Genomic DNA, 16,316 nt, shown 5'->3' with positions numbered 1-16,316 from the left:
GATACGCCCTCTTCGCGAGCAGGCTCGCTCCCACAGGGTTAGAGGTTCAACACCATTTCATGCCACGCCATCCCGCCATGATCCGATGCCGAAGGCTTGACGTAGGCAAAGCCAAACCCGGCATACAGCGGGATATGCCGCTCCTTGCACATCAGGTGGATGCTGGCCTTGTCCAGCGCACGCATGCGCTCGATGAATTCGCCCATCAGGCGCTTTGCCAGGCCCTGGCCTTGATAATCCGGATGCACCACCACCGACATGATCACCACATGCGGGCCGGCCGGGTCGTGGCCGATCAGTTCCTTGAACGCTTCGTCCGACATTTCCACCTGAAACGCCGCGCCGGAATTGATGAAACCGGCGACCACGCCGTCCACTTCGGCAACGATGAACCCCTCGGGCCAGGTGGCGATGCGGGTGGCGATTTTTTCGCGGGTTGCGGCTTCGTCACCTTCATAGGCAACGGTTTCGATGGCGTAGCAGCGGTCCAGATCAGCAGGCGTGACGTGGCGGATGACGGTGTTCATGGCGGGTCGCAATCAGATGGAAAGGCCGGGGATCATAAATCAGCGTCGGCATGACATCGAGAGACGAATCGTCCGATTCGCCTCTCTATGCACGTCTCACGCCTTGATCGGCACCCAGATTTCCAGTTTTCCGGTATTGAGCTTCGGGTTGAAATCCTCGCTGTAGCGCTCCAGTTCCGGTGCATTCAACACCTCATGCCCGGACTGCGGCTGCCAGGTGCCGAAGATGTACTGAAACAGCTGCGGCAAAGTATCCAGCGGACCTTTGTGCTCGAACACCGCGTACCGCTGAGGCTGAACCTCTACCCAGCGATATTGATCCGGCAAGTCATCGAGCTTGCTGATTTCGACGCCGGCGATGTAGTCGAAGCCGCCCTTGCCGTCGAAATTGCAGCAGACGCCGTAGGTCACTTCGCCTTTCTGGCCCGGGACATTGCCGATGTGGGGATTGAATTTCTCCCAGAGTGCTGGAATGCCTTGGGTGGTTTGCTGGGTAAATCGACCGCCTAGCCCTGCGATCAGCAGGAAGTGTCCGTGTTCGAAGCGCGGCTCCGCCGGTTCGACGCGTGTTTGCTCATCCATGGCTCGACTCCTGGAGCGAAAAGTGGGTTCGGCTGGGAGTATAGAAGCCAAACCCGATTCGCCCAATTACAGGGCGTGCAACGGCTCGACGGCGGCGCTGCCGATAAACTCGTTGTAGCCCGATAGAATCACGTACACCGCGAAATAGCAGAAGATCGCCGCCGATGCCATGTAGGAATAGCGCAGCAGTTTGTCGCCGAGCAACTTGCCGCCATGGCTCGCCGCGAAGCACAGGCCCACGCACCAGAGAATCCCCGCGCAGAGAAACCCGCCCAGAAACAGCGCCGAGCTGAGGGCTCCACCGCCACCGGAACGGGCGATCAGGGTGCCGCCCACCGCGGCGAACCAGAGGATCGCACTCGGCGACGACATGGCAAGGAAAATCCCGCGAAAGAACTCCTTGCGATGGGAGTTGTGGCCGACCTCGGCAGTCTCGGCCAGCAGCGCCTCGTGGTGGATCGCCGAATAAATCATCTTCGCCGCGAAGTACACCAGCAGCGCCGAACCGCCGATCCACAACACCCAGCGTACGGTTTCGTATTGCAGCAGGACGGTCATGCCGGCCAATGCCAGCACGGCGTAGATCAGGTCGCCGACACAGGTGCCCAGGCCCAGCGCGAAGCCTTGAAAATAGCCGCGCTGCATCGCCAACGTAATCATCGCGATGTTGGCCACGCCTATGTCCAGGCACAGCGAAAGGCTCAGCAGGAAGCCACTGGTAAATTCCATCGACCCAATTCCTTCGGAAAAAATTGTTTACGCGCAGGCTGGACAGTCTGCCACAGCTCACCGTACATTCCGCCACAGGTCACCACAGTGACCAGCGTCGCTCGGACGGTTCCGGGCGCTTACGTTATCCGAGGCAACAATGGCCGAACAAGGTTCGCCGCGCCGCTTTGCGCGCATAGATCGACTCCCCCCTTACGTTTTCAACATCACAGCCGAGCTGAAGATGGCCGCCCGTCGTCGTGGCGAAGACATCATCGACTTGAGCATGGGCAACCCCGACGGCGCCACCCCGCCGCACATCGTCGAAAAACTGGTGACCGTCGCCCAGCGCGAAGACACCCATGGTTATTCGACGTCCAAGGGCATTCCGCGTCTGCGCCGGGCGATTTCCAACTGGTACAAGGAACGCTACGAGGTCGACATCGACCCGGAAAGCGAAGCCATTGTCACCATCGGTTCCAAGGAAGGCCTGGCGCACTTGATGCTGGCCACCCTGGATCAGGGCGATACGGTGCTGGTGCCGAACCCGAGCTACCCGATTCACATCTACGGTGCCGTGATTGCCGGCGCCCAGGTGCGATCGGTGCCGCTGGTGCCGGGCGTGGATTTCTTCGCCGAACTGGAACGGGCCATTCGCGGCTCGATTCCAAAACCGAAGATGATGATCCTCGGCTTCCCGTCCAACCCCACCGCGCAATGCGTGGAACTGGATTTCTTCGAACGGGTGATCGCCCTCGCCAAGCAGTACGACGTGTTGGTGATCCACGACCTGGCCTACGCCGACATCGTCTACGACGGCTGGAAAGCCCCGTCGATCATGCAGGTGCCGGGCGCCAAGGACATCGCGGTGGAGTTTTTCACCCTGTCCAAGAGCTACAACATGGCGGGCTGGCGCATCGGTTTCATGGTCGGCAACCCGGAACTGGTCAACGCCCTGGCGCGGATCAAGAGCTACCACGACTACGGCACCTTCACCCCGCTGCAAGTGGCGGCGATTGCCGCGCTGGAAGGTGATCAGCAATGCGTGCGCGACATCGCCGAACAATACCGGCAGCGGCGCAACGTGCTGGTCAAGGGCCTGCATGAACTGGGCTGGATGGTGGAAAATCCGAAAGCGTCGATGTACGTCTGGGCCAAGATTCCCGAGGCTTACGCCCACCTGGGTTCGCTGGAATTCGCCAAGAAACTGCTGGCCGAAGCCAAGGTCTGCGTCTCGCCGGGTGTGGGTTTCGGCGAATACGGCGATGACCATGTGCGCTTCGCCCTGATCGAAAACCAGGACCGGATTCGTCAGGCCGTGCGCGGGATTCGCGGGATGTTCCGGGCGGATGGTGTCGTCAGCAAATCCTGACACCCTGCATAAAATACTGTGGGAGCGAGCCTGCTCGCGAATGCGGACTGACATTCAACATCTTCGTTGAAAGTGAAGCCCTCTTCGCGAGCAGGCTCGCTCCCACATTGGGTTTGTGGCGTGCCCGACGAAACCTGGTAGTTCTGTCAGTTCCCGACGCTGGAACTACGTGGAATGCTGGAAGCCTTTATTGACGTGTCGTCAAACAAAGGCCCTCTCCCATGCCCACATCTAAACCTGCCAATCGCATGTCCCGCACCTTGTTGTTAGCCGGCGACAGCAAAAACACCGTGCTCGCCGAAATGGCCGGCAGCATTCACCGCCTCGCCTACTCCCCCTATGGCCAGCAGTCCTCCCGGCAGGAGGTCATGACGCACCTGGGGTTTAACGGCGAACTGCGTGAGGCGAAGACTGACTGGTATTTTTTGGGGAAGGGGTACCGCGTCTATAACCCGCGATTGATGCGGTTTCATAGCCCTGACAGCATGAGCCCATTTGGGAAGGGAGGGTTGAATGCGTATGGGTACTGCGGGGGTGAGCCTGTATTGAGTTTTGATCCCACAGGCCATATTCCTTGGAAACTGTTGTGGGTGACGGTAAAGAGGCAGGCAGGAAGAACAGCTACTGCAGTTTTGGATTTTTTTTCTGACAATCCTTCGGCTGGTTTGAACGCCGATGTGGACTTGCCGCGTGCTCAATCGAGCTCAGGAGGTGGGGGGCTTTGGGAAGTTGGGACAAGCATGGCGGCAAACAATAAAAATCCCAGGCCTCCAAAACAGAAGCTAGGGAAGTCGCGAACAAAAAAAAAGAGCTTGTCAAAAGGCCCACCTCCCCCTGCCACAGGCACTGATGCCCAGCCAGACGCCACTTCTGCGATTAAAAACAACAACGTCCACACCGGATTTGTTCTCGAGGGCAACTATGGTGTGCGTGCACAGAACGAGTACAGCAAGGTCAAATCAGAGGGCGGACTCAAGATCAGCGGCACCGATTCTGGTGTCAAACAGATCCCTGCAACTGCCAGCGGGATCCGAAGTCCGTTGCCAGATAAGCATTGAGATTGACGGCCTGAATGCAGGCACAAAAAAACCGCATCTCTGCGGTTTTTTTGTGCCCGATACAGATTTAGACGAACAACGACAACAACAGAATAAAGCCCAACCCCACCACCGACAGGATGGTTTCCATCGCGGTCCAGGTCTTGAACGTCTCTGCCACGGTCATGTTGAAGTACTGTTTCACCAGCCAGAAACCGGCATCGTTGACGTGAGACAGGATCAACGAACCGGCACCGGTGGCCAGCACCAGCAGTTCACGGTTAACCCCTGGAATCATCCCGACAACCGGCACCACGATGCCCGCGCCGGTAATGGTCGCCACGGTGGCCGAACCAGTGGCGATACGGATCACCGCCGCCACCAGCCACGCCAGCAGGATCGGCGAAATCTGCGCCGCTACCGCCATGTTGCCGATGACATTACCCACGCCGCTGGTCACCAGCATCTGCTTGAAGCCACCACCGGCACCGATGATCAGGATGATCGCGGCGGTTGGCGCCAGGCTCGCGTCCAGCCATTTGAGCATCTGGTTGGAACCGATGCCCTGCTTGTAGCCGAAGGTGTACAGCGACAACAGCAATGCCAGCAACAGGGCCGAGATCGGGTGGCCGATCAGGTCCATGAAGGTGCGGAAGAAGTTACCTTCGGCCAGCACCACATCGGCAAAGGTCTTGAGCAGCATCAGGAACACCGGCGACAGCACGGTGATCAGGGTGATGCTGAAGCTTGGCAGATCGGCGGAATCCGATTCGCGGGCCAGTTGATCCACCAGCTCCTGATTCGGGTGACCGGGGATGTGCTTGGCGATGAAGGTACCGAAGATCGGACCGGCAATGATCGCCGTTGGCAGTGCCACGATCAGGCCGTAGAGAATGGTCTTGCCGATGTCGGCGCCGAACACGCCGATGGCCAGCAGCGGACCCGGGTGCGGTGGCACCAGGCCGTGTACGGCGGACAGACCGGCCAGCAACGGGATACCGATCTTGATGATCGACACGCCGGTACGCCGGGCGACGATGAACACCAGCGGAATCAACAGCACGAAGCCAATTTCGAAGAACAGCGGAATGCCCACCAGGAACGCGGCGAACATCATCGCCCACTGCACCTTGTCCTTGCCGAAGGCGCGGATCAGGGTCTGGGCGATTTGGTCCGCCCCGCCCGACTCGGCCATCATTTTGCCGAGCATGGTGCCCAGCGCGAGGATGATCCCGACAAACCCGAGTACGCCACCGAAGCCGTCCTGGAATGCCTTGATGATGGTGCCGATCGGCATGCCGGAGGTCAGCCCGAGGAAGGCTGCGGCGATGATCAGGGCAATGAAGGGGTGAAACTTGAACTTGGTGATCAGGACAATAAGCCCGATCACCGTGACCACTGCATCGAGCAGCAGGAACGTCTCGTGGGACATGCCAAACATTAGGGGTGTCTCCTGGTTGTTGTTGTTATTAAAGCGGGTAATGCGAATGCCATAAGGACAGCGCTATCTCTGTAAGCAAAAATTAACCGACGCGTTTCAGGCCATGCTCGAGCCACCAGTGGTGGGCCTGAACAGCCAGCTCATCGACGCCGTGGTTCGAGGCATCGAGGGCCAGGGTCAACGCCTCGCCGACGGGAGACTCGAGGGTGGCGAACTGGCTGTCGATCAGGGTCGACGGCATGAAGTGGCCGGGGCGATGCGATACGCGGTCGGCGGCAACTTCGGGGGTCAGTTCAAGGAACACGAAGCCCAGGCCTGGCAAGGCACTGCGCAAGCGTTCGCGATAAATGTGCTTGAGCGCCGAACAGGTCAGCACCGGGCGCTGGCCCAGGGCGTCGACACGGCGCAGTTCATCGCACAGGCTGTCGAGCCAGCCGGCACGGTCTTCATCGTTCAGGGGGATACCCGCGCTCATCTTTTCGATATTGGCGGCAGGGTGGAAAGAGTCGCCTTCAATGGCAGTGGCGCCGCTGAGCTGGCACAAGGCCTCGCTGACGCACGTCTTGCCGCAACCGGCAACGCCCATGATGACCAGGGCGGTGATGGGATGATTCATGTAACACCTCAGCGCGCAGACAGCGCTACCTTTGACAGCTATGACACTGGACCAAAAGCAGAAGTTGCCGACGCCTTCTTGTCATTTTTGTGGGTTGCAGCATGTTGTTCCCAACGCCAAAAAGCGAGGATCAGGCGAACCCCCGCTCACGCATTTGCAGCTGCATCGAGACAGCGCTACCTTAGTGCCTTGAATTTTGTTTGGCAAGCCATCGATGACTTCAACCAAGAACGATAAAAATACCCGCACCACTGGCCGCCCTACCCTGAACGAAGTCGCGCGCCTGGCCGGTGTCAGCCCGATCACCGCGTCCCGCGCCTTGCGCGGCGTCAGCACCGTGGCCACGGAACTGGTGGAAAAGGTGCAGAACGCGGCGCTTGAGCTCAACTATGTGGTCAACTCCGCGGCCCGCGCCCTGGCCTCGGCCCAGAGCCATTCGGTGGTGGTTTTGGTGCCGTCGCTGTCCAACCTGTTGTTCATCGACACCCTGGAAGCCATTCATCAGGTTTTGCGGCCCAAGGGCTTCGAAGTACTGATCGGCAACTTCCACTATTCCCGCGACGAAGAAGAAAACCTGCTGCGCAACTACATGGCCTATCAGCCCCGTGGCTTGCTGCTCACCGGTTTCGACCGCACTGAAAGTTCGCGACGGATGATCGAAGCGAGCAACATCCCCTGCGTGTACATGATGGAGCTGGACAGCGCCGCCGGCCTCAATTGCGTCGGTTTTTCGCAACTGGCCGCCGGCGAAACCGCCGCCGGACATTTGCTGTCCCGTGGCCGCAAGCGCCTGGCCTACATCGGCGCGCAACTCGATCAGCGTACGCTGCTGCGGGGCGAAGGTTTCCGCCGAGCCCTGCAAAAGGCCGGTCTGTATGACCCTGCGCTGGAAGTGCTGACCCCGCGCCCGTCCTCGGTCGGCCTGGGCGGCGAGTTGTTTTTGCAGATGATCGCCAGTCATCCCGATGTCGATGCAATCTTTTTCGGCAACGACGACTTGGCCCAGGGCGCACTGCTCGAAGCCATGCGCTGCGGCATCAAGATCCCCGAGCAGGTGGCGATTCTGGGCTTCAACGACCTGCCCGCTTCGGCGCACATGGTCCCGCGCCTGAGCAGCATCAGCACCCCACGCGAAGCCATCGGCCGCCGCGCGGCGGAGCAGATGCTGACGTTGATGGCTGGCAACACCGTGGCCAAGCCGGTGCAGGACATGGGGTTTGAGTTGAAAGTGCGCGAAAGCACCTGACCAGCCAGAGCTTTTGTGGCGAGGGAGCTTGCTCCCGCCAGGTCGCGCAGCGGCCCCAATCCTGACTGACTTGACTATTGGGGACTGCTTCGCAGCCCGACGCGAGCACGCTCGCTCGCCACAGGAGCGGTATTTCAACTAACCTTTTTAGAACAACGAATGTCGCCCACTGGTGTCGCGAATTTTCGATTCGCCAACGGAGTCGCCCCATGGAGCATGCACTGAAGATTCTCGGCAAAGCCTCGTCAATCAACGTCCGCAAGGTCTTGTGGACCTGTGAGGAACTCGGCCTGAGCTATGAACGCGAGGATTGGGGCAGCGGATTTGGTTCGACCCACAGTCCGGAATTCCTGCGGTTCAATCCCAACGCGCAAGTGCCGGTGATCATTGATGAGAACGGTCCGCTCTGGGAATCCAACACCATTTGCCGCTACCTGGCCGGCAAACACCACCATCATCACAACGAACTGCTGCCCACCGAACCGGCCGCCCGCGCGCGGGTGGAGCAGTGGATGGATTGGCAGGCCACCGATCTCAATTCGTCCTGGAGCTACGCGTTCATGGCATTGGTGCGCAAGGATCCTGAGTACCAGGACCCGCATCGCGTGGAAGTCGGCGTGCGTGGCTGGAACCAGAAAATGGGCATCCTCGAACATCAACTTGCGACCACCCAGGCGTATGTCGCCGGGGACAAATTTTCCCTGGCCGACATCGTCATCGGCCTGTCCGTCAACCGTTGGTTGATGACCCCCATCGCCCGCCCAGACTTCCCTGGCATTGATGAGTATTTCAAGCGCCTGGCGCCACGACCCGGTTTTCTCAAGCATTGCTGCAATGGCCTGCCCTGACCCGACGCGAGACTTACAACCGTTGCCGCTCGTCGGCAAACGTTTGCCTTCTTTTCAGCTGAACATCCGTCAATTTTAAGTTAAGACACTGATTTATAAGGACTTATCTTTACAGGCACAGTATTTGCTCAAAGCACTGCACCACAACCACCTACAAGGCAATTCATCATGTTGGTCAGTGCAATAACAAACCACGTCATTCCGCTTTCCAAACGTGCGGGTGAAGATCCGACCGCCGAAGCCGCCGCCGGGCTGCAAGGCGCCATGGCCCAGGCCCTGCAAAACAATGTGCAGGCGCAAGCCGCGCAAACCAGTACCCAGGTTCAGGAATCCGCGACTCAACAGGCCACGCAACAGGTCAGCGAAGCCACGCGGATCAGCGACAACGTCGATGAGGGGTTCGCCAAAACCCGCGTAGGCCTGCAAATGTCCGAAATGAAGCTGCCTGACGACGTCATCAACAAATTCAAGGAAGGCTCGGCCACTTCCGAATTCAAGGACTACATGAGTAAAACCCCGGAACAGCGCATGCGCGATGCGATTCTGGAGGAGATGGGCCTGACGGCGGAAGAAGTTGAACAGATGCCGCCGGAGAAGCAGAAAGCCGTGGGTGAAGAAATCGCCCAGCGCATGGAAGACAAGCGAGAAATGGCGCAGGCCGAGAAAGAGCAAAAGGACGACAATCAGAACAAGGCTCAGGTGGTGGATAAATTCCTGGCTTCGCTCTAACGACAATGCCCATCTACCCTTGTGGGAGCGAGCCTGCTCGCGAATGCGGTACATCAATCAACATCAACATTGATTGACACGCCCTCTTCGCGAGCAGGCTCGCTCCCACAGGCTCTGAGCGACGTTCAGTTCAATTGCAAGGTCGAGTTGAACTGGCTGATCGCATCCACCACATGCCGCGACCCTTGCTGGATCTCCAGAATCACCTCCCCCGCCTCGTTCGCCAACTCCACTCCGAGCCCGGTTCGACTCAGGCTCGATTGCATGCTCGACACCGCACTCACGGATAAATCGTGGTTCTTGCGCACCACATCGACAATCTCCACCGTCGCCTGGCTGGTGCGCGCGGCGAGGCTGCGCACTTCATCGGCCACCACCGCAAACCCGCGCCCATGTTCCCCGGCGCGGGCGGCTTCGATGGCGGCGTTGAGCGCCAGCAGGTTGGTCTGATCGGCGATGCCGCGGATGGTCTGCACGATGGTGCCGATGATGTCGGACTGCTTGCTCACCGCATCGATGCTCAGTGCCGCTTCGTTCAAGTCCCTGGATATGTCCTGGATGATCTGCACCGTTTGCTGCACCACCTCGGAGCCTTTGCGCGCGCAGACGTCGTTTTGCACCGAAGTACTGTGGGCCGATTCCGCAGCGGTTTGCAGGGTGGTCATCTGGCTGGTGATATCGCTGGCAAATTTCACCACTTTGTACAGCCGCCCCTTGGCATCGAACAACGGGTTGTAGGACGCTTCCAGAAAAACGGTATGACCGTATTTGTCTTTGCGTTCGAAACGGTGCGAGTGATATTCGCCGCGATTGAGTGACGCCCAGAACGCCTTGTAAGCCGACGACTCGGCCTCGGCACGGTGACAGAACAGGCTGTGGTGCTGACCGATGACTTCGTTGAGCGAGTAGTGCATGGTCTTGAGGAAGTTTTCGTTGGCCGTGATCACCCTGCCGTCCGGGGTGAATTCGATCACCGCCATGGAACGGCCGATCGCCGCCAGCATGCTTTGGTTTTCGTGTTCCTTGTTGACCCTGTCGGTGATGTCCGTGGCCACCTTGATCACACTGCGCACCTGACGATCAGGGCCATACACAGGCATATAGCTGGCTTCGAGCCAGATTTCCTTGCCGCTCTTGTTCAAGCGCAAAAAAGTGCCGCTGACCGCTTCGCCGCGCGCCAGATCACGCCACAACTTGGCGTATTGCTCGCTGCGGTAAAACGCCTCTTCACAGAATATCCGGTGATGCTTGCCGCGTACGTCTTCGACGTTGTAACCCATGGCCCTGCAGAAATGTTCGTTGGCATCCAGCACGATGCCGTCGGGTGTGAATTCAATCATCGCCATTGAACTACTGACCGCGGCCAACTTGGCATTGGCTTCGGTCAGCGCACAACTGAAACGTTCGATTTCCAGCAGGTCAGCCTTGTTATGCAGGTTAAACATGGTCGTATCACCCTAAGCGCGGTCTTTTGATTAATGAAAGCAACGGATCTTTCACACTCACCACTACGTTCCTCGGAACAGGTACGCGCGCCCCTCCAAACAGGAAGGACTTGTCAGGTAATTATTTGATGTTGAATCGGAGGGTCCCTGGTGCGACTTCCTCATCAAGACATCCTTCTCTTGATAGCCCGGAGCCGGGCAGCCCTAACATGCTCATAAGCAAAATCCATTTACCGAACCGCTCCCTCTCAACCCGTGACGGTGCCTTGGCTTGCGCACTCTTGGGTCTCAATCCCAAGCATCAGATTGCGACCGACATAGTTAGTTACGCCTCAGCATAGACAGGCATCAGGGCCGCGCAAGGCCACTAGTCGGCCACTATCCGGGACAAAATCGGTTCAGCGTCACAAGACGCGGACCCGCAGTGGGGGGATTTTTACTGGGCAAACAAGAAGAACATAGGCCCAAGCGCAATGCTGACCATTCGGTCGTTATGTTCGACCAGTCGGTTTTGAGCATAAATTTCAGTCCAGGCCCCCGTTGGGCTGACCTGCTCGGGAATACTGAATGGGCAGCAACCCTTGCCCAATCCAACTTCCTTGAGATTGCTCATCATCATGTTGCCTTTGGCATCAGGCCCATCCACTCCAAACACTTTGACCGTGTGGATTTTGTTGTGATGCTGCCAGGACGAGACCTGCCCGTTCATGCCGAAGTCGGACAAGTTGACGAAATGATTTTTCGGCGTGCTGAGCAGCGACAGTTTTGTGCCCGAGTAGTCCGGGTCGCTCCAGACACAAAAATAGCCGTAATCGCAGGTACTATCGGAACGCCTCGTGTCGCCGGGGACAGGGAACGTCAGCACGATGGAACCATTGTGATAGACCACTTGTGTGAAACTGACTTGTTTGCCCCCCGCTTTGCGCCGCAGCTGCCGATCAATCTGCTGCTGCACCTCGGCTTTTTGCTCTGCCGTCATGTCGGGCTCAAACAACGTGTAGGGAATACGCGTGACCGACACATTCTTTGCAGAAAAAAACAGTGCGCCGATGCCGACACACAGTGCCGCGACTCCAACGAACCATTTGGTGTTCATGAAAAAACTCCGCTCCCTGTAAGCACTGACTAATTCATGCGTTTGCAGGGAACAGAGTCGATTCAGCCGCGATTGCCTGTCTACTGTCAGAAATAACAGACCCGACGGTCGGCGCGGTTACGTGTCCCCGGGAGAAAACGGCTCACAGACTTGCCCTGACCCGGTTCGCCACCTCACCCGGCACCCAGTCCTTCCACACCTGCGGCTGCTCACGCAAAAACGCTTCGGCCACTTCACGGGGCTTCTGTCGTTTTTCGCTCATCTGCCCCAGGGTCTGATTCAGCAGATCGATCGGCAGGTCGACTTTTTCGAAGAACGCCACCAGGTCCGGGTACTGCGCCTTGAACGGCGCAGACACGCCGATGGCCAGGCTGGCCGGCATTGAGCGCGTGCCTTTGGGATTCGGGTTGTTGGCGTCGGCCAGGGTTTTCCAGGCTTCGGCGTCGAAGGGCGGCTCGTCGAGTTTCACCAGTTTGAAACGGCCCAGCAGCGGCGTTGGCGACCAGTAGTAGAACAGCACCGGTTTGCCACGACGGATCGACGATGCCACCTCGGCATCCAGCGCCGCGCCGGAGCCGGTGCGGAAGTTGACGAAGCTTTGCGTCAGGTCGTAGGCCTTGAGTTTCTGGCTGTTGACGATCTCCGAGGTCCAGCCGGTAGGGCTGTTGAGGAAGCGTCCACGGCTGGGGTCTTCGGGGTCACGGAACACGTCCTTGTACCTGGCCAGGTCAGCCACGGATTTCAGTTCCGGCGCCAGCGGTTTGATGCCGCGTTCCGGGTCACCCTTGATCACATACTCCGGTACCCACCAACCTTCGGTCGCACCCTTCACCGTGTCGCCCAGGCCGAATACCTTGCCTTCGGCGGCGGCCTTGACCCACGCCGGACTGCGCCCCGCCCACTCCTCACCGATCACTTGAATGTCGTTTTTGGCCAGCGCCGCTTCGAGGCTGACGGTGCTACCCGGCAAGGTGTCCGTCGGGTAGCCGTAACCTTTCTCCACGATCAGGCGCAGGATCTCGGTGATGAGATTGCCGCTTTCCCAGGTGAGGTCACCGAAATGGATGGGTGCGGCTTTTTCCGCCGCCGGTGCCTGGTTGGCCATCAGGCTCAGGGCCAGCAGCGAACTGCCGAGCAGGGTTTTGATCGATCTCATGCGGACCTCTTGTTCTGTGGGTTGAGAGTGAGCAATTGATTGGCGCTGTGCCGGGCACACAAGGCCTCGGAGCGGGTCATGTAGGCGCTGACCGAACGCAGGGAAATGCCCAGTTCGGCGGCGATTTGCGGGTAAGTCAGGCCGTCGACCCGCGACAACAGAAAGGTCGCCCTGACCTTGCCGGGCAGACGCGCCAACGTGCGATCGAGGCCATGCAGCGCCTGGGTGAGTTGCGCCAGCTCTTCGGGCGAAGGTGTTGAAGATTGATCAGCCTGCTGCAGTTGATCCAGATGTCGGCGTTCCAGATCGCGCCGACGCCACAGTTGATAAATCAAGCGGCGGGCAATGGTGGTCAGCAAGGCGCGAGGCTCGCGGATCGACACCGGCTGCGGTGCTTCGAGCAACTGCACGAAGGTTTCGGCGGCGATGTCTTCGGCACTGGCAGCGGTTCCCAGGTATTGGCGTAAGCGCGCGCAAAGCCAGGGGTAATGGGCGCGGAACAATCCGCCCACGTCGTTGCGATGGGAAAGGTCGGTGCCGGACATAGAGGCTCCAAAGGTTAGGGGTCGCTGAATGTCCGGTCGTCCGGTGACGCGATCCTAGCAAGGAGCCTTATTCATTAATAATATTTAAAATTCATTTTTATATTCCATTATTGAATTTCAGTTTCGCCTGATCGATCGCTTTCGCGAGCAGGCTCGCTTCCACAGGTCCGCAGATCAGCCTGTGGGAGCGAGCCTGCTCGCGAATGGATCTGCCGACTCAACGCTTGAACCTCAACGCAACCGCACGAACCCCAACGCCTGCGCTTGCTGCTGGTAATCGAGAATGATCTGGTAGTCACGCTCACTGGCCGGCAACACCTCCAACAACCCGAGAACCTGCGCCACCTGCGGGAGTTCGATCAGCGCCTGATTCATCACCCCCCGAATCTCTTCAGCCTGCTCCTCACTCACACTCGCTGCCGTGATATACGGCAAGGTCGGACTGATGGCACTGCGCGCAACCACCCGCAATCCGGCAACCTCCTCTGCGGCGTACCGAGTCAGATAGGCATAGGTCACACTGTCGATGGCCGCCAGGTCGGCCAACTCTTCGCGCAACCAGCGCAGGCTTTCGCGATGGCTGCCGCTGATGTCGACCCTGGCAAAAAATTGCCCGTCCCGATGCAGAGGCGCCAGCCGATGACGCAACAGGTTCATGCCGCTGTTGGAGTCTTCGCCGTTGATCACGCCACGGCTGCCAAAAAAATCCGGCAAGGTTCGCCGTGGATTGTCGGCGCGACTCAGCAGCAGGCTGCAATGGTTGCCGCCGCTGCTGTCCGGCAGTTCATAGCGAGGTCGGCCGAGCACCCGGACCTGGCCGCGCAACGCCGTCATCAGCGGATAGCCGCAGGTTTGGGTCAGCAGCAGGTACGGCGACAGCCAGAGGTCCATCAGCGACAGGCCCTCGACGTCATGGCGCGTAGCGCCCAGTCGCTCAAGGACCAGCGCAAGCCAACGTTCGTTGGCCTGGCGGATGGGTTCAGGGGCGACGTACATGAGTAATTCGGCAAGGTGTCGAGTCATCAAAAACCTTCCATCCAACAAAGATCCACTGTGGGAGCGAGCCTGCTCGCGAAAGCGATTTAACATCCAACAGATAAGTCGACTGAAACACCGCCTTCGCGAGCAGGCTCGCTCCCACAGGGTTCAGTGGTGGGCAGTCATCAGTGAAACGGATGCCGCGGACTGTCGATCGCCCTCACCCCATTCTCCCGCCACAACTGTCCATACCCTCGCACCAGGAACCCGCCACTGCGGGCCAGCCATTGCTCGCGACGCGCGCGATAGACCCGTGGCAAGTCGTACCAGGGCAACCCTGGCAAGTCGTGATGCACCAGGTGCAGGTTGAGGTTAAGGAACAGCCAGCGCCAGGGCCACGCTGCCTCGTTGAGCACGGTGCGTTGCTCAGGTAGCGCATGCGGGCGGTGTTCATAGTAGGAACGGATCATCGCGATCGACAGTGCCGGCATGCTGACCAGCAACAGGTAATGCCACACCGGCAATGCGCTGTAGCGTGCGATGAACAACAGCATCAGCAGGGTCAACGCGCCATGGCTGAGCCACATCAACCAGGCCTGGCGCTCACCGGTCTTGAGTCGTTGCAATTCTTGCCCGGCCAACCCCAACAAGGCCAGCGGCGCACCGAGGGCGAAGCGGCCGAGCACGGTTTTGTTCAGCCAGTGCAGGCCCTGCTCGAACAGCGAACTGCGCTGCCAGCGCTCAGCACTCAAGTAACGGCTTTCCGGATCGCGTCCGGGGATGGTCAGGTCTTCGTCGCGGTGATGCAGCAGGTGGCTGTCGCGATACAGGGTGTAGGGATACCACACGGCGAACGGTGCATAACCCAGGACTTTGTTCAACGCCGGCCAGCGCGTCGGATGACCGTGCAACAGTTCGTGCTGCACCGACAACCAGAGCACCACCATGGGAATCAGCAACAGCGTGCTCCACCACAGACCCAACGAATGGCTGTTCAGAACAATGGCGAACCAGGCGCTGTACACACCGGTCAACAGCAACCAGGTCGGCCACTCGGTGCGGGCGGTCAGGCGTTGGCGCAGGGTTTCGATTTCTTCTCGGTGGGCGCTATCGAAGTAATGGGGCATGGCGTTGCTCGGATCGGGGACCAGTCCCCTTCTGTGCAACGACGCCAGGATTTCTTGCAGAATATTTTCAGAAGATCGCTCCCGTGCAGCACATGGGAGCGATCGGTCAGCGCAGAATCAATGCCCAAACACGTTCAGTTTTTTGGCCTTCTTGTCGGCACGTTTTTCAATGGCGGTTTTCGCCGGTTTTTTCTTCAGCTCTTTTTTTGATTCCATACCTTTAGACATGATGCGTACTCCACTCACGAGGGGGTGAGAACAGGTATACACCTATCCCGACGCGCGCGTTCTTTTATAATCGCGCACTTGCCCCTCCAACAGTTTAGTCCCATGCACAGCACCCATTACGCCCGACTCGATGAGCCGTTATGGCCATTGATGAACAAGTTCTATCGCGCCCACCAATCGTCGATGAAAGCGGTTCGCGACGCGCAGCTGTGGGTCGCACGGCGTGACGAGATCATCGCGGCACTCTGCTTGCGTCCGGTAGCCGGCGGGCATTGGCTGACGGGGTTGTTTGTCGATCCGGCCTGTCGCGAACAGGGAGTCGCTGCCGCATTGATTGCTGAAGCGGTGAAAGATCTCGAGTTGCCGGTCTGGCTGTTCTGCCATCCCGACTTGCGCGGGTTTTACCAACGCCGCGGCTTTACCTTCGATCCGCCGATGCCCTACGCCATGGTCGAGCGTTTGAGCCGTTACGCCCGCAGCAAACCGATGATCGCCATGGGCCTGGAACCCAAAGCCAACCCAGTGATTGACTAAAAACTACACAGAACCTGTGGGAGCGAGCCTGCTCGCGAAGACGGCCTGTCATTCAATATCTATGTTGACTGACACACCGCTTTCGCGAGCAGGCTCGCTCC

At 58.9% G+C, this 16,316-nt stretch carries 16 protein-coding genes and 2 pseudogenes; 6 read left to right on the top strand and 12 right to left on the bottom strand.

Going from position 1 to position 16,316, the window contains the following annotated elements; all coding sequences use genetic code 11:
* Positions 1 to 38: 38 nt before the first annotated feature.
* The 3 genes from ACW9HW_RS23410 to ACW9HW_RS23400 form a co-directional block, all read right to left on the bottom strand.
* Complete coding sequence (locus ACW9HW_RS23410; protein ID WP_095193236.1) at positions 39 to 527, bottom strand: GNAT family N-acetyltransferase; 489 nt, start codon at positions 525 to 527, stop codon at positions 39 to 41.
* 96 nt (positions 528 to 623) lie between these two features.
* Entirely contained in the window at positions 624 to 1,109 is a 486-nt protein-coding gene (locus ACW9HW_RS23405; RefSeq protein ID WP_457401884.1) for a GyrI-like domain-containing protein, read from the bottom strand.
* Between the two features lie 66 nt (positions 1,110 to 1,175).
* Positions 1,176 to 1,838 carry a LysE family translocator gene (locus tag ACW9HW_RS23400; RefSeq protein WP_457401883.1) on the bottom strand — a complete coding sequence of 221 codons (663 nt, stop codon included), beginning with the start codon at positions 1,836 to 1,838 and terminating at the stop codon, positions 1,176 to 1,178.
* 139 nt (positions 1,839 to 1,977) lie between these two features.
* Between ACW9HW_RS23400 and alaC the strand changes: the two genes are divergently transcribed.
* Positions 1,978 to 3,189, top strand: coding sequence for an alanine transaminase (gene alaC, locus ACW9HW_RS23395; protein WP_095193233.1), 1,212 nt, complete (start codon positions 1,978 to 1,980; stop codon positions 3,187 to 3,189).
* Positions 3,190 to 3,410: 221 nt separating this feature from the next.
* Complete coding sequence (locus ACW9HW_RS23390) at positions 3,411 to 4,247, top strand: RHS repeat-associated core domain-containing protein (RefSeq protein WP_457401882.1); 837 nt, start codon at positions 3,411 to 3,413, stop codon at positions 4,245 to 4,247.
* A 67-nt stretch (positions 4,248 to 4,314) separates the two neighbouring features.
* Here ACW9HW_RS23390 and ACW9HW_RS23385 read toward each other — a convergent pair whose 3' ends face one another.
* The gene (locus ACW9HW_RS23385) at positions 4,315 to 5,667 is read right to left on the bottom strand and encodes a GntP family permease (RefSeq protein WP_457401881.1); all 1,353 of its coding nucleotides are present in this window, start codon (positions 5,665 to 5,667) and stop codon (positions 4,315 to 4,317) included.
* Positions 5,668 to 5,749: 82 nt separating this feature from the next.
* The gene (locus tag ACW9HW_RS23380; RefSeq protein WP_457401880.1) at positions 5,750 to 6,283 is read right to left on the bottom strand and encodes a gluconokinase; all 534 of its coding nucleotides are present in this window, start codon (positions 6,281 to 6,283) and stop codon (positions 5,750 to 5,752) included.
* Positions 6,284 to 6,497: 214 nt separating this feature from the next.
* Here ACW9HW_RS23380 and gntR point away from each other — a divergent pair, with 214 nt between their 5' ends.
* The 3 genes from gntR to ACW9HW_RS23365 all read left to right on the top strand — a co-directional run bounded on the left by gntR (position 6,498) and on the right by ACW9HW_RS23365 (position 9,106).
* Complete coding sequence (gene gntR, locus ACW9HW_RS23375) at positions 6,498 to 7,529, top strand: HTH-type transcriptional regulator GntR (protein ID WP_095193229.1); 1,032 nt, start codon at positions 6,498 to 6,500, stop codon at positions 7,527 to 7,529.
* A gap of 209 nt (positions 7,530 to 7,738) precedes the next feature.
* The gene (locus tag ACW9HW_RS23370) at positions 7,739 to 8,377 is read left to right on the top strand and encodes a glutathione S-transferase family protein (RefSeq protein ID WP_095193228.1); all 639 of its coding nucleotides are present in this window, start codon (positions 7,739 to 7,741) and stop codon (positions 8,375 to 8,377) included.
* 168 nt (positions 8,378 to 8,545) lie between these two features.
* Positions 8,546 to 9,106, top strand: a complete 561-nt coding sequence (locus ACW9HW_RS23365; protein ID WP_457401879.1) for a hypothetical protein — start codon at positions 8,546 to 8,548, stop codon at positions 9,104 to 9,106.
* Positions 9,107 to 9,231: 125 nt separating this feature from the next.
* Here the strand turns inward: ACW9HW_RS23365 and ACW9HW_RS23360 are convergent.
* The 7 genes and pseudogenes from ACW9HW_RS23360 to ACW9HW_RS23330 form a co-directional block, all read right to left on the bottom strand.
* Positions 9,232 to 9,648, bottom strand: a pseudogene (locus ACW9HW_RS23360) (methyl-accepting chemotaxis protein); the annotation flags it as partial.
* Between the two features lie 129 nt (positions 9,649 to 9,777).
* A pseudogene (locus ACW9HW_RS23355) lies at positions 9,778 to 10,452 on the bottom strand (PAS domain-containing protein); the annotation flags it as partial.
* Positions 10,453 to 10,987: 535 nt separating this feature from the next.
* On the bottom strand, positions 10,988 to 11,647 hold the full coding sequence (locus ACW9HW_RS23350; protein ID WP_095193225.1) for a peptidase inhibitor family I36 protein: 660 nt from the start codon (positions 11,645 to 11,647) through the stop codon (positions 10,988 to 10,990).
* A gap of 142 nt (positions 11,648 to 11,789) precedes the next feature.
* Entirely contained in the window at positions 11,790 to 12,803 is a 1,014-nt protein-coding gene (locus ACW9HW_RS23345; protein ID WP_095193224.1) for an ABC transporter substrate-binding protein, read from the bottom strand.
* Positions 12,800 to 13,348 (bottom strand): sigma-70 family RNA polymerase sigma factor, encoded by a 549-nt coding sequence (locus tag ACW9HW_RS23340; RefSeq protein WP_095193223.1) that lies wholly within the window; start codon positions 13,346 to 13,348, stop codon positions 12,800 to 12,802. The genes ACW9HW_RS23345 and ACW9HW_RS23340 overlap by 4 nt, the downstream gene beginning before the upstream one ends.
* 231 nt (positions 13,349 to 13,579) lie before the next feature.
* Positions 13,580 to 14,371 (bottom strand): phosphate/phosphite/phosphonate ABC transporter substrate-binding protein, encoded by a 792-nt coding sequence (locus ACW9HW_RS23335; RefSeq protein WP_095193222.1) that lies wholly within the window; start codon positions 14,369 to 14,371, stop codon positions 13,580 to 13,582.
* Positions 14,372 to 14,511: 140 nt separating this feature from the next.
* The gene (locus ACW9HW_RS23330) at positions 14,512 to 15,453 is read right to left on the bottom strand and encodes a fatty acid desaturase (RefSeq protein WP_095193221.1); all 942 of its coding nucleotides are present in this window, start codon (positions 15,451 to 15,453) and stop codon (positions 14,512 to 14,514) included.
* A gap of 330 nt (positions 15,454 to 15,783) precedes the next feature.
* Between ACW9HW_RS23330 and ACW9HW_RS23325 the strand changes: the two genes are divergently transcribed.
* Positions 15,784 to 16,215, top strand: coding sequence for a GNAT family N-acetyltransferase (locus ACW9HW_RS23325; protein WP_095193220.1), 432 nt, complete (start codon positions 15,784 to 15,786; stop codon positions 16,213 to 16,215).
* The last annotated feature ends 101 nt before the right edge of the window (positions 16,216 to 16,316 follow it).

The organism is Pseudomonas sp. SDO5532_S415 (assembly GCF_054071155.1).
Note: the sequence above shows the minus strand (reverse complement) of the source record. Positions and strands in the feature narration are given on the sequence as shown.